Here is a 13,837-nt window from a genome sequence, read left to right on the forward strand (position 1 = left end):
CACTGCTCATAAAAGCCCAATTGGTTTGGGTTAATAATCAGTGGGGATGAAGAACCCCCCACTAATTAAAGTTTCACTTTATTTAGTATATAAAAAGGAGGCTTCTAAAACGAAGCCGTCTTTTAATTAACCTTCTTCCCACTCTTCCTCATCAACCATAAGAAATAAGGCGCTCCAAGTACAGCGACGACAAGGCCAGAAGGGATTTCTTTCGGATATGCGATTGTACGTCCAAGTAAGTCAGCAACAGAAAGAAGGATTGCTCCAAATAGTGCTGAACAAACGAATAGTCTTTGATGGTTCATACCAACAACAATTCTTGCTAAGTGAGGTGCGACAAGGCCTAAAAAGGCAATTGTACCGACAGCAGCGATATTTACTGATGCAAGTAGTGTCGCTAGCACAATTAGAGCAAGACGTGTTTTATTTACTGGTTGCCCAAGTCCAGTTGCTAGATCGTCTCCCAGTACGAGAACGTCAAGTTGTTTTATTAAGAAAAAGATAATGAATACAAGAATTAGAGATGGATATAGAATGATATTTTCTAAGTGATTCCACCCTCTTGCATACGTACTGCCAGATAACCATGTTAAAGCAGCGGCAACATTCAAATTGGCTCTAACGATAAAGATTTGAATAATTGCTGAGCCAAGTGCAGAAATACCAATCCCTATTAAAGCAAGAGCTGTGGGGCTAAACCCTGATTTCCATGAGAAGAAGAGGACAATTCCTACTGCAAGTAGTCCACCAATAAATGCACCAATTGGTAGGAAGAAACCAGGAAGTGCAGGAAAGACATACATAACAGTTAAAGCACCGACACCAGCTCCCGATGAAATACCAATAATAGAAGGATCGGCAAGTGGGTTTCGTAATATACCTTGGAAAACAAGCCCACTTATTGCAAGGCATGCACCAGCAATAGCGGCAACGAGCATTCTTGGTAATCGAAGATTCATCATCATGTTTTTGTCAAATTGTGTTAATTGACCTGATATAACATTTGTAATGCTTTCGATATAAGTGTTACTACCGATTGTAACACCAAGAGCAATCGTCACAATACAAAGTGTGATAGATATAATGATTACCTTTTTATAAGAGTAATAGCGGGAACTAGCTCCAGCTGCATTCGCACCGTTATCATTCATATATTGTTTCGACTTCATCATTCGATAAACTAAGTAAATAAGCCAAGGAGATCCAATCATTGCTGTGACTGCCCCAACAGGAAGTTCTGCACCGGTTGGATCTATTAATCTACCGACAACATCTGCTCCAAGCAATAATACTGCCCCCCATAAGAAAGAAGAGAGAAGAAGAGTAAAGTGTTGACGGTATCCGATAAGGCGCATTAAATGAGGTGCAACTAAGCCGACAAATCCAATTGGTCCAACAACAGTAACAATTACTGCTGTTAAAAAGATTGCAGCAATGAAGGCGATAAGACGTGTTACTGCTGTTTTTTCACCAAGAGAAACAGCAACATCATCACCAAGTAAGAGAATGTTGAGTTTACGAGATATAAATAGTAAAACTAGGAAAGAAATAATGATAAATGGAAAAGCAAATTGAACGCCATCCCAGTTATTTTGAATAAGAGATCCAGCTCCCCATAAAAATAAACCAGCTGTTTCATTTTCATAGAAAAGCTGCATCGTTCCGGTAAAGGCAGAGAGCATTAATGTAACGACCATACCAGCTAATGCCATTCTGAGTGGGGTTCCCTTTTTTCCACCAGAAATACGGTATACAAATAAAGCAGTAATAGCACCGCCGATAAATGTGAACAGAAGAGAATTAATTTGTAAACCTTTCGGTAAGAAAATTGTAGCCGCTACTAGAAAGAAATATGCGCCAGAGTGAATACCCATTGTACTGGATTCAGCAAGTGGATTTTTCGTTAACGTTTGTAAAATAACCCCTGATGCAGCAAGAGCGCCTCCAGCTAAAATGGCAATTACGGCTCTAGGTAATCGAAGCATGATTAAAGTTTGATGTTCTAGCGATTGGTTCGGTGAGATAAGAGCATCAATAATCATACTATAGGAAATGTTTGCTTGACCTTGTCCGATATGAATAAAGAAAAGGAGGAGCAAGAGAGCTGCTCCTCCTCCGAATACAAGACTTGCTCGAAGTGTATGTTGTAAGCTATTCATTGTGTAATCACTTCTTCGCTGTCATTACATCTGCTACTTGTGTTGCTAAAGATGTTGCAGACTCAGGACCACCGAAAATCCAAGTGTCGCCTTTTAATTTATACATTTTGTTTTCTTTTTTGAACTTTAATTCTTCCCAAGCAGGGTTGCCTTTTAGTTGCGTGTCAAAAATGTTATCTTCATCCGCTACAATGTAAATGAAGTTTGAATCTTGTACACTTTGTAATGATTCTACAGTTGTTTGTTTGAAACCATCTGGCTCAGATTTTCCTGCTTCAAAAGTATTTGTTAAACCTAATTTTTTTGTAACTTGTAAAGCTAAAGAATTGTCAGTTAAGATACGGAATGTTGGTACGTTTTTAGCAGTAAATGCTTGTGCCATTGCGATGTTTTTATCTTTTAAGTCTGCTTTCTCAATTTTTGCTTTTGCATCAGCGAATGCTTTATCCATATCAGCTAATACTTTTTTACCTTCTTCTTCTTTTCCAACTGCTTTTGCAATTTGTTTAAATGTTTCTGTCATTTCAGCAAAGTGATCGTTATTGCTTGTTGATGGATCAAACATAACTGTTGGTGCAATTTGCTCTAATTCATTTTTAATTGCTTTACCACGGAATGAAGCTGTGATAATTAAGTCTGGTTTTAAACGGCTAATTTCTTCTAAGTTTGGTTGTTGACGTGTCCCTACATCTACAACATCTTTACTTGGTTTTGTTTTTGTATTTACCCATTTATTATAATTCTTAATGTCTGCCATCCCTACTGGCTGAACACCAAGTGCTAATAAGTCTTCTGAATATACCCACTCAAGTACAACTACTTTTTTCGCTGGTTTATCTAACTTCGTTTCCCCTTCAGCGTGTTTAATTGTTATAGCTTGATTTTTATTGTCCGCTTTTGTTTCTTTTTTCTCCTCTTTTTGCTGTCCGCATCCAACAGCGAATAGAAGAACTACTATGAAAATACTGAGAATTTTCTTCATCTTCTGCCCCCAAATTAAGTGTTTTTGTAACTAGTACCATAAGTGAAAATGGTTATCAATTACAACACCCAAATCATACTATGAGGGTATTTTAAGTGTCAATATATTTTTAAAATTTTGACGAAAAATAACAAATTATATGAATTTTTATATATTATAGTCGTTATTTATCCCGTTATTTGCCCGGCTGTAAGATTCACATCTCAAAATTTGGATGGAGCAAAGAAGTTAGGTGGGAGTCGGGCTGATTAAAGTTTCACTTTATGGAGAGTAAGTCTCTTTACTAAAAAGATTGGCGAATGTGAAAAGTTTAAATGGGAACTTGGCTGTACGAAAGTGTAATGTGTATGGTTAATAATCTGTGGAGATGGGGCGAAAGTACAAGCAAAAGGAGTGAGAATCGCATGTAATAATTACTAGAATGTATGGAATAAACCTGTGTTTATCCCTAATAGGTAAAGTATTTCTTTGTTATTTAGATAGATGTTTTCTAACTCGGTGATTGTACTTAAAAGATTGCATGTAAAGGAAGTGATCAACATGTCTTCATGGAGCAATAACGTAAATGGATATTGTGGGTGTAATAATCAAAATGGTGTACATGTTGATTCATGCTGTTTTAGTTGCGATGGGACAGTTCCTAAGGTTGGTCCAACCGGTCCGACGGGGGCAACAGGTGGCACAGGCCCAACGGGGGCGACAGGAGTAACAGGCGACACAGGTCCAACGGGAGCAACGGGAGTAACAGGCGACACAGGTCCAACGGGAGCGACGGGAGTAACAGGCGATACAGGGGCAACGGGTCCAACAGGAGCAACAGGCCCAACAGGAGCAACAGGCCCAACGGGAGCGACAGGAATAACAGGGGCAACGGGTCCAACAGGAGCAACAGGCCCAACAGGAGCAACGGGTCCAACGGGAGCAACAGGCCCAACAGGAATAACAGGCCCGACAGGGGCAACGGGTCCAACGGGGGCAACAGGAATAACGGGCGACACAGGTCCAACAGGAGCGACAGGAATAACAGGAGCAACAGGTCTAACGGGGGCGACAGGAGTAACAGGAGCAACGGGAGCAACAGGCGATACAGGTCCAACAGGAGCAACAGGCACAAGTATAACGGCAACATACGCATTTGCAAATAATACGTCGGGTACAGCAATATCGGTACTACTAGGTGGAACAAATGTCCCGCTTCCAAACAATCAGAATATTGGTCCAGGTATTACAGTGTCTGGGGGGAACACAGTATTTACGGTTGCAAATGCTGGTAATTATTATATTTCATATTCAATTAATATAACGGCTTCATTATTAGTTAGTTCACGAATTACAATTAATGGGGCACCGCTTGCTGGGACTATTAATTCTCCTGCATTAGCAACGACATCATTTAGTGCGACAATTATTACGACTCTTGCGGCGGGGAGTGCAATTAGTTTGCAATTATTTGGTTTGTTAGCTGTTGCGACATTATCAACAACTACCCCAGGAGCGGTATTAACAATTATAAGATTAAGTTAATGACAAACTCTCTTACTCTTTTAAGATTAAGAGAGTTTCTACATATAATAAGAAGTTAATGAAGTAAAGCATAGTTATATAAAAGTCAGAATATTATGATTGTAACGTTATGGTGACTATAATATAATGAAAATAACCATCATGAATGAACATTCATTTATTTTTTATGTATTTGAAGGGGGAATGAAGGTGGAAAAACCATGGTTGAAAAGTTATCCAGAGGAAATTCCGAGTACGATTTCTTATGATATTCAGCCGCTTCATAGATATGTAGAACAGATGGCTTCTCGCTACCCAGAAAAGAAAGCGCTTCACTTTTTAGGGAAGGATATTACGTTTTCGGACTTCCATGATAAGGTGAAGCGGTTTGCAAATTATCTTCAAAAACTCGGTGTGGAAAAGGGTGATCGAGTTGCTATTATGTTGCCGAATTGTCCGCAAGCTGTAATTGGTTATTACGGTACATTACTTGCGGGAGGTATCGTAGTACAAACCAATCCACTGTATACAGAAAGGGAATTAGAATATCAGCTTCATGACTCGGGAGCAAAAGTAATTCTTTGTCTCGATTTAGTGTTTCCAAGAGTAACGAATGTTCAATCTGCTACAAAAATTGAGCATATTATCGTAACTCGTATTGCAGACTTTTTACCATTCCCTAAAAATCTATTGTATCCATTTGTGCAGAAAAAACAGTCGAATTTAGTTGTGAAAGTATCAGAGAGTGAAACGATTCATCTTTGGAATTCAGTAGAAAAAGAAGTGAATACGAATGTTGAGGTGCCTTGTGATCCTGAAAATGATCTAGCTCTTTTACAGTACACAGGAGGAACAACCGGATTTCCGAAAGGAGTTATGTTAACGCATAAAAACCTCGTCTCTAACACGTTAATGGGAGTTCAATGGTTATATAATTGCAAAGAAGGAGAAGAAGTCGTTCTTGGGGTTCTTCCATTTTTCCATGTTTATGGTATGACAGCTGTTATGAATTTAAGTATTATGCAAGGATACAAAATGGTCCTTATTCCAAAGTTTGATATGAAAATGGTTTTTGAAGCGATTAAGAAGCATAAAGTGACATTGTTTCCAGGGGCACCAACTATTTATATCGCTCTTTTAAATAGTCCGCTTTTAAAAGAATACGATATTTCTTCTATTCGTGCTTGTATTAGTGGATCAGCACCACTGCCAGTAGAAGTACAGGAAAAGTTCGAAAAAGTTACAGGTGGTAAACTAGTAGAGGGATATGGTTTAACAGAATCCTCTCCGGTTACACATAGTAATTTTTTATGGGAAAAGCGAGTGCCAGGTAGCATCGGAGTTCCGTGGCCAGATACAGAAGCAATCATTATGTCGCTTGAAACTGGTGAGGCATTACCGCCAGGAGAAATAGGTGAAATTGTAGTGAAAGGCCCTCAAATTATGAAAGGATATTGGAATAAGCCAGAGGAAACAGCGGCTGTATTGCAAGATGGCTGGCTCCATACAGGTGATGTTGGCTACATGGATGAAGATGGATTCTTCTATGTAAAAGATCGCAAGAAAGATATGATTGTCGCGAGTGGATTTAATGTGTATCCTCGTGAAGTTGAAGAAGTATTATATGAGCATGAAAAAGTGCAAGAAGTAGTGACAATTGGAGTTCCAGATCCGTACCGAGGAGAGACAGTTAAAGCATTTGTTGTGTTAAAAGAAGGTACGGAATGCTCTGAGGAAGAATTAAATCAGTTTGCACGTAAATATTTAGCGGCTTATAAAGTTCCGAAAGTATATGAGTTTAGAGATGAATTGCCGAAAACGACAGTAGGGAAAATTTTGCGCCGTGTTCTAATAGATGAAGAGAAGAGAAAGAATGAGGATGAGCAAACGGGCTAAGGCCCTTTCTTTTTGAAAAAATAGGATTGACACTTTTCTAAATAGTCAGTATTATAAGAATATGAATGACTATTCATTCAGTCATCTTCTTGAAGGGGACAGTAAAGTGAAGAAAAATAGACCGAAATACAATCAAATTATTGATGCGGCAGTCATTGTGATTGCGGAGAATGGGTACCACCAAGCGCAAGTTTCTAAAATCGCAAAGCAAGCTGGGGTAGCTGATGGCACGATTTATTTATATTTTAAAAATAAAGAAGATATATTAATATCCTTATTCCAAGAGAAGATGGGAGAATTTGTCGAAACAATTCGTCAAAAAACAGCAGGAATTGAAAGCGCTGTATCGAAGTTATTCATGTTGGTAGAAACGCACTTCTTGCTGTTGTCGCAAAATGATCCGCTTGCTATCGTTACGCAATTAGAGCTAAGGCAGTCCAATCAAGACTTGCGCCTTAAAATAAATGAAGTATTAAAAGGCTACTTACAAGTTATGGATGAGATTTTAGAGACTGGTATAAAACAAGGTGAATTTCAAGCAGATTTAAATGTTCGCGTGGCAAGACAAATGATCTTTGGAACAGTAGATGAAGTTGTGACCAATTGGGTAATGAGCGATCATAAGTATGATCTGGTCGCACTTTCAAAAACGGTACACGGGCTACTTATTGCAGCTTGTGGTTATCGTCAATAATGGGAGGGATCATGTTGAAATTCCTATCTGTAAGAGTTGAAGATCATATCGCGGTGGCGACGTTAAATCACGCACCAGCGAATGCGATGTCTTCACAAGTTATGCATGACGTTACTGAATTAATTGATCAAGTGGAAAAGGATGATAACATTCGTGTTGTTGTTATTCACGGTGAAGGACGTTTCTTCTCAGCAGGAGCAGATATTAAAGAATTTACATCTGTTACTGAAGCGAAGCAAGCAACAGAATTAGCACAGCTTGGACAAGTTACGTTTGAGCGTGTTGAAAAATGTTCAAAACCAGTTATTGCGGCAATTCATGGAGCGGCACTGGGCGGCGGCCTTGAGTTTGCTATGTCTTGCCACATGCGCTTTGCAACTGAAAGTGCAAAACTTGGTTTACCTGAATTAACACTTGGATTAATTCCTGGCTTTGCAGGTACACAGCGCTTACCACGTTATGTTGGGAAAGCGAAAGCTTGTGAAATGATGTTAACAAGTACACCAATTACTGGTGCAGAAGCATTAAAGTGGGGACTTGTTAACGGATTGTTCTCTGAAGAATCATTTTTAGATGATACGCTTAAAGTTGCAAAACAAATTGCTGGAAAAAGTCCAGCAACAACTCGTGCTGTACTAGAGTTATTGCAAACGACAAAATCGTCTCATTACTATGAAGGTGTACAACGTGAATCACAAATTTTTGGTGAAGTATTTACGAGTGAAGATGGAAGAGAAGGTGTAGCCGCATTTTTAGAAAAGCGTAAACCTTCATTTAGTGGCAGGTAGTTCAATTATTTTTTAATATAAATTAACAGAAAATTAAAATTGATAGAATCTTTCTGAAAAACAAGGGGGTAAATGGAATGAACATCTACGTACTCATGAAACGAACATTTGATACAGAAGAAAAAATCGTAATTAAAAACGGTGCAATTTACGATGGCGAAGCGGAATTCATCATCAACCCTTACGATGAATATGCAATTGAAGAAGCAATTCAAGTAAGAGATGCACAAGGTGGAGAAGTTACAGTTGTAACAGTCGGTGGCGAAGATAGTGAGAAAGAACTTCGTACTGCATTAGCAATGGGCTGTGATAAAGCGGTATTAATTAATATTGAAGATGATGTAGAAAATGGTGACCAGTTCACGACAGCAAAAGTACTTGCTGAATATTTAAAAGATAAAGATGCAGATTTAATTTTAGGCGGAAACGTTGCAATTGATGGTGCATCTGGACAAGTAGGGCCACGCGTAGCTGAAGCGTTAAATATTCCATATGTAACGACAATTACAAAACTTGAAATTGACGGTACAAATGTGAAGATTGAGCGTGATGTTGAAGGTGATACAGAAGTGATTACAACCTCATTACCAGTTTTAGTAACAGCACAGCAAGGTTTAAATGAACCTCGTTACCCATCGCTTCCAGGTATTATGAAAGCGAAGAAAAAGCCACTAGAAGAATTAGAATTAGATGATTTAGATTTAGAAGAAGATGATGTGGAAGCAAAGACAAAAACAATTGAAATCTATTTGCCTCCTAAGAAAGATGCAGGAAAAGTGTTACAAGGCGAGCTGCAAGATCAAGTAAAAGAACTTGTATCGTTGCTCCATACAGAAGCGAAAGTAATCTAATAAAATACGAAATTATATATGCAGGAGGGAAAATCTATGGCTCGTAAAGTATTAGTAATGGGTGAAGTTCGTGATGGATCGCTACGTAACGTTTCGTTTGAAGCGGTAGCAGCAGCAAAAACAATTGCAGAAGGCGGTGAAGTAGTAGGTCTTCTAATTGGAGACAGCGTTGCCTCTTTTGCAAATGAATTGATTCATTACGGTGCAGATCGCGTTGTGACAGTTGAAAATGATAAATTAAAATCATATACATCTGATGGTTATGCACAAGCGTTTTTAGCTGTACATGCTGAAGAAAATCCAGAAGGTATTGTCTTTGGACATACGGCACTTGGTAAAGATTTATCACCAAAATTAGCAGCGAAGCTTGAAGCTGGTTTAGTTTCTGACGTAACTGCTTTAGAGGTTGAAGGTGGAAATGTTATCTTCACTCGTCCAATTTACTCTGGTAAAGCATTCGAGAAGAAGATTGTAACAGACGGCATCTTATTTGCGACAGTGCGTCCAAATAACATTGCAACTCTGGAAAAAGATGAGTCTCGCAGCGGTGACGTATCTTCTATTACAGTTGATGTGAAAGATTTACGTACAATTATTCAAGATGTTGTCCGTAAAACAGCAGAAGGTGTGGATCTTTCTGAAGCAAAAGTTATTATCGCTGGCGGACGCGGTGTGAAGAGTGAAGAAGGATTTAAACCATTAAAAGAGTTAGCTGACGTACTAGGCGGCGCTGTTGGGGCATCTCGTGGTGCTTGTGACGCTGAATACTGTGAGTACTCATTACAAATTGGTCAAACTGGTAAAGTTGTTACGCCAGACTTATACATTGCATGTGGTATTTCTGGTGCGATTCAGCATTTAGCAGGTATGTCTAACTCAAAAATAATCGTTGCGATTAATAAAGATCCAGAAGCAAGTATCTTCAAAGTAGCTGACTACGGTATTGTTGGTGACTTGTTCGAAGTTGTACCTCTTTTAACAGAAGAGTTTAAAAAGTTAAAAGTACATTCATGATTTAAGTACCCTTGAGTTCCAAGTGAAGTACCCCTATATATAGAAAAAGGTGAGAGATCCCCTGTCTCTCATCTTTTTAGTATTTAATCCATATTTTTATATAGTATAAAGGAACATTTTTTTGTTACAATACATAACGATACATATTATTCGCCACGTATATAAGTTAATGATATACTCTTGGTAGAATATACTTGAAGGAGGAAATAAAATGGCAATTGTAAACGCAAATGACCAAAGCTTCGCAGCTGAAACTAGCGAAGGTGTTGTATTATTAGATTTCTGGGCACCTTGGTGTGGACCTTGTAAAATGATCGCTCCTGTATTAGAGGAAATCGATGCAGAACTAGGCGAAAAAGTAAAAGTAGTAAAAGTAGATGTTGATGAGAACCAAGAAACTGCTCGTCAATTCGAAGTAATGAGCATTCCAGCTCTTTTCGTATTAAAAGACGGTAAAGTAGTTGATCAAACGTTAGGTTACAAACCGAAAGAAGCGTTAGTAGAATTAGTTTCTAAACATTTCTAAAATAAAAAAGCTACCAGTTGGTAGCTTTTTTTATTTTCTTTTTTACAGTCTTTCCGTTACAATAAAAGAACGTATGTTGGGTGTTTGAGCATAGTATGTTTTCAAGGGAAAATAAAAATGCTAAGTATGTAGAAATGGAGGGAGACGAGTGCACGAACATTTGAAAGAGAAGTTGGCTATTTTACCAGATCAACCTGGTTGTTATTTGATGAAAGATAAGCAAGGAACGGTTATATATGTTGGAAAGGCAAAAGTGCTTAAAAATCGTGTGCGCTCGTACTTTACTGGTTCACATGATGGGAAAACACTACGGCTTGTAGGAGAAATTGTTGATTTTGAATATATTGTAACCTCTTCGAATTTAGAAGCACTTATTTTAGAGTTAAATCTAATTAAAAAATATGATCCGAAATATAATATTCAATTAAAAGATGATAAAACATATCCTTTTATTAAAATTACGGCGGAGAAGCAACCGCGCTTACTCATTACTCGAAATGTAAAAAAGGATAAAGGAAAGTATTTTGGTCCTTATCCAAATGCACAATCTGCTCATGAAACGAAAAAACTGCTAGATCGTATGTATCCACTTCGGAAATGTACGAATATGCCAGATAAAGTTTGTTTGTATTATCATATGGGTCAATGCTTAGCGCCGTGTGTGAAAGAAGTGACAGAAGAACAAAATAAAGAAATTGTAGATGAAATTATTAAGTTTTTAAATGGTGGACATAAAGAAGTTCGTTCAGAATTAGAAGTGAAAATGTATGAGGCCTCAGAGAAACTAGAGTTTGAACGTGCAAAAGAGTTGCGTGATCAAATTGCTCATATTGATGCGATTATGGAAAAACAAAAGATGATTATGAGTGACTTAGTGGATCGTGATGTGTTTGGATATGCAGTGGATAAAGGATGGATGTGTGTTCAAGTTTTCTTCGTTCGAAAAGGAAAGCTAATTGAACGTGATGTTTCTATGTTTCCAATTTACGATGAACCAGAAGAGGGCTTTTTAACGTTTATCGGCCAATTTTATGAAAACAGTAGTCATTTTAAGCCGAAGGAAATTGTCGTTCCAGGAAGTATAGACTCGGAATTAGTAGAGCGCTTTTTAGAAGTAGAAGCGACACAGCCGAAACGTGGTAAGAAAAAAGACCTTGTAGAATTAGCAAATAAAAACGCGAAAATTGCTCTTGAAGAGAAGTTTTACTTAATTGAACGTGATGAAGAACGAACGATTAAAGCAGTAGATCATTTAGGGAAGCAGCTTGGGATTGAAACGCCGTATCGTATTGAAGCGTTTGATAACTCAAATATTCAAGGAACAAATCCTGTTTCTGCAATGATTGCTTTTATCGATGGGAAACCGGCGAAGAAAGAGTATCGAAAATATAAAATTAAAACGGTTCAAGGACCAGACGATTATGAGTCTATGAGAGAAGTTGTGAGGCGCCGTTATACAAGGGCCCTTAAAGAAAATTCACCTTTACCTGATTTGATTATTATTGATGGAGGAAAAGGCCATCTAGCGGCTGCAAGTGATATTCTAGAGAATGAGCTCGGATTATATATTCCGATGGCAGGTCTTGTGAAAGATGATAAACATAAAACCTCCCATTTAATTATTGGGGACCCACCGGAACCTGTGATGCTTGAGAGAAATAGCCAAGAATTTTATTTATTGCAGCGTATTCAAGATGAGGTGCATCGATTTGCGATTACATTCCATCGTCAATTACATGGGAAATCTGTCATTCAATCAGCATTGGATGACATTCCAGGAATAGGTGATAAACGGAAAAAGGTATTGTTAAAACATTTTGGTTCATTAAAGAAGATGAAAGAAGCTTCTATAGAGGAATTTGTCGAAGCGGGTATGCCGAAAAATGTCGCGGAGACGATTTATACGTATTTAACAGATAAGAAGACGTTGTAGTTTACAATGTCTTCTGTTTTTTGGTATAATTTCTGAAGATTTAAAATAAATGCATCTGAATGAAAATACAAAAAAGTCAACTAAACTGATATGTCTAGTTGACTGTAGGTAATGCTTACACTTCAATGAGATCTTTTATATCCCATTTTACAAGAAATGTAATAGAGTCAGAACGTTTTTTCTTTTCTTCGTATGACTCTGCAACGACGTTCCGTTGCTTTTGAATTTGTTCAGCGATGAATCCAGCTTCTAGTTGATAAGAAGAATGTCGTTTTTGTTTTTGACGTTCTGCAATGAGTGTGCCTTTAAGTTGGAACTGCATTTCACGACGCTTATGTTCAATAATGCTTAAAGTGCCCCAGCCAGCTTTTTCAAAGAACTGAATGACTTCTTCAATTGTTTCTAGCGGATATTTTCTTGCAAGGTTTCTACCAGACCAGTATAAAATACCATCTAAATCGTTGCCGATTAAATCAGGTAGTAATTCTTCACGTAGCAATTCATAAGCGAAGGCGTTCAATGAAACATCTTCTAAAGATGTTATATCGATTGTATTTTTACTCACAATATTCCCCTCTTTCTATAGGGATTATTATATAACATTTTTCATTTATAAAAACAGATTTTTCTTTAGGGAAATCTGAATATATAAGAAGAAAAAAAGAATTGCCAAATTATATGCAAATTATGTATACGTTTTCTTGACGCTTCGACAAAAATAGGGGTAAAATGAACTTGTTATCAAATTATGCTGAAATATTTCGAATAATTTTTTCAGTTTTTCTTATGCCAATAGTGAAAAAACATTATTGTTATAAATTAATCTGAAAACAGCAGTCAAACATTCAAGGGGGTAATGGGGACATGAAAGGCCGCGAGTATACGTTTCGTAAGTGGCACTCATTAATGGGGGTCATCCCGGTTGGTGTCTTTTTGACGCAACATCTAATTGTAAACAACTTTGCAACAAGAGGAGCAGAGGCTTTTAACAAAGCTGCAGGCTTTATGGAGCTCCTTCCATTCCGGTATGCGCTAGAAATTTTCATCATCTTTTTACCGATACTGTACCATGCTATATATGGCTTATATATTGCATTTACAGCTAAGAACAATGCGGTTTCTTACGGTTATTTCCGTAACTGGATGTTCGTTTTCCAAAGAATTTCAGGTATCGTTACGCTGATTTTCATTTCTTGGCACGTCTGGGAAACTCGTATTCAAGCAATGTTAGGTAAAGAGGTAAACTATGATATGATGGCAGATATTTTAAACAATCCAGCTATGTTTGCATTCTACTTAGTTGGTGTTGTTTCAACAATTTTCCACTTTGCAAATGGACTATGGACATTCTGCATCAGCTGGGGAATTACAGTATCTCCACGTTCACAAAGAATCTCTACTTATGTAACATTAGCTATTTTCTTAGGTCTATCTTATGTAGGTGTGAGTGCATTATTAGCGTTCATCGATCCACAGCTAGCAAATCAGTAA

The 13,837-nt window shown here is 37.8% G+C and carries 12 protein-coding genes; 9 read left to right on the top strand and 3 right to left on the bottom strand.

The window, feature by feature from the left end:
* Positions 1-122: 122 nt before the first annotated feature.
* Complete coding sequence (gene fhuB / locus IBT51_RS17335) at positions 123-2,159, bottom strand: Fe(3+)-hydroxamate ABC transporter permease FhuB (protein WP_200458502.1); 2,037 nt, start codon at positions 2,157-2,159, stop codon at positions 123-125.
* Between the two features lie 7 nt (positions 2,160-2,166).
* Positions 2,167-3,141 carry an ABC transporter substrate-binding protein gene (locus tag IBT51_RS17340; RefSeq protein ID WP_000722821.1) on the bottom strand — a complete coding sequence of 325 codons (975 nt, stop codon included), beginning with the start codon at positions 3,139-3,141 and terminating at the stop codon, positions 2,167-2,169.
* 540 nt (positions 3,142-3,681) lie between these two features.
* Here IBT51_RS17340 and IBT51_RS17345 point away from each other — a divergent pair.
* The 8 genes from IBT51_RS17345 to uvrC all read left to right on the top strand — a co-directional run bounded on the left by IBT51_RS17345 (position 3,682) and on the right by uvrC (position 12,346).
* Positions 3,682-4,665 (top strand): BclA C-terminal domain-containing protein, encoded by a 984-nt coding sequence (locus tag IBT51_RS17345; RefSeq protein WP_200458503.1) that lies wholly within the window; start codon positions 3,682-3,684, stop codon positions 4,663-4,665.
* A 189-nt stretch (positions 4,666-4,854) separates the two neighbouring features.
* Entirely contained in the window at positions 4,855-6,540 is a 1,686-nt protein-coding gene (locus tag IBT51_RS17350) for a long-chain-fatty-acid--CoA ligase (protein ID WP_000414744.1), read from the top strand.
* Between the two features lie 106 nt (positions 6,541-6,646).
* The gene (locus IBT51_RS17355; protein WP_000742223.1) at positions 6,647-7,234 is read left to right on the top strand and encodes a TetR/AcrR family transcriptional regulator; all 588 of its coding nucleotides are present in this window, start codon (positions 6,647-6,649) and stop codon (positions 7,232-7,234) included.
* Between the two features lie 11 nt (positions 7,235-7,245).
* On the top strand, positions 7,246-8,022 hold the full coding sequence (locus IBT51_RS17360) for an enoyl-CoA hydratase (RefSeq protein WP_000911291.1): 777 nt from the start codon (positions 7,246-7,248) through the stop codon (positions 8,020-8,022).
* Between the two features lie 77 nt (positions 8,023-8,099).
* Positions 8,100-8,873 (top strand): electron transfer flavoprotein subunit beta, encoded by a 774-nt coding sequence (etfB, locus tag IBT51_RS17365; protein ID WP_200458504.1) that lies wholly within the window; start codon positions 8,100-8,102, stop codon positions 8,871-8,873.
* A 36-nt stretch (positions 8,874-8,909) separates the two neighbouring features.
* A complete protein-coding gene (gene etfA / locus IBT51_RS17370; RefSeq protein WP_000101946.1) occupies positions 8,910-9,887 on the top strand; it encodes an electron transfer flavoprotein subunit alpha in 978 nt (325 codons plus the stop codon).
* Between the two features lie 211 nt (positions 9,888-10,098).
* Positions 10,099-10,413, top strand: a complete 315-nt coding sequence (gene trxA / locus IBT51_RS17375; RefSeq protein WP_001018944.1) for a thioredoxin — start codon at positions 10,099-10,101, stop codon at positions 10,411-10,413.
* Between the two features lie 148 nt (positions 10,414-10,561).
* Positions 10,562-12,346, top strand: coding sequence for an excinuclease ABC subunit C (gene uvrC, locus IBT51_RS17380; RefSeq protein WP_000544300.1), 1,785 nt, complete (start codon positions 10,562-10,564; stop codon positions 12,344-12,346).
* A 115-nt stretch (positions 12,347-12,461) separates the two neighbouring features.
* Here the strand turns inward: uvrC and IBT51_RS17385 are convergent, their stop codons facing one another.
* Positions 12,462-12,911, bottom strand: a complete 450-nt coding sequence (locus IBT51_RS17385; RefSeq protein WP_000042214.1) for a YslB family protein — start codon at positions 12,909-12,911, stop codon at positions 12,462-12,464.
* 299 nt (positions 12,912-13,210) lie between these two features.
* On the opposite strand from IBT51_RS17385, the gene sdhC reads away from it, so the two are divergent.
* Positions 13,211-13,837: a succinate dehydrogenase cytochrome B558 gene (gene sdhC, locus IBT51_RS17390; RefSeq protein ID WP_000678354.1), complete on the top strand. Its 627-nt coding sequence runs from the start codon at positions 13,211-13,213 to the stop codon at positions 13,835-13,837.

It is taken from the genome of Bacillus sp. S71 (assembly GCF_016625265.1).
In the GTDB taxonomy this organism is placed as follows: Bacteria; Bacillota; Bacilli; order Bacillales; family Bacillaceae_G; genus Bacillus_A; species Bacillus_A cereus.

Coding starts and splice junctions, on each gene's coding strand:
- fhuB (WP_200458502.1), bottom strand. CDS start 2,159: ATGAATAGCTTACAACATACACTTCGAGCAAGTCTTGTATTCGGAGGA.
- trxA (WP_001018944.1), top strand. CDS start 10,099: ATGGCAATTGTAAACGCAAATGACCAAAGCTTCGCAGCTGAAACTAGC.
- etfB (WP_200458504.1), top strand. CDS start 8,100: ATGAACATCTACGTACTCATGAAACGAACATTTGATACAGAAGAAAAA.
- sdhC (WP_000678354.1), top strand. CDS start 13,211: ATGAAAGGCCGCGAGTATACGTTTCGTAAGTGGCACTCATTAATGGGG.
- IBT51_RS17360 (WP_000911291.1), top strand. CDS start 7,246: ATGTTGAAATTCCTATCTGTAAGAGTTGAAGATCATATCGCGGTGGCG.
- IBT51_RS17340 (WP_000722821.1), bottom strand. CDS start 3,141: ATGAAGAAAATTCTCAGTATTTTCATAGTAGTTCTTCTATTCGCTGTT.
- etfA (WP_000101946.1), top strand. CDS start 8,910: ATGGCTCGTAAAGTATTAGTAATGGGTGAAGTTCGTGATGGATCGCTA.
- IBT51_RS17345 (WP_200458503.1), top strand. CDS start 3,682: ATGTCTTCATGGAGCAATAACGTAAATGGATATTGTGGGTGTAATAAT.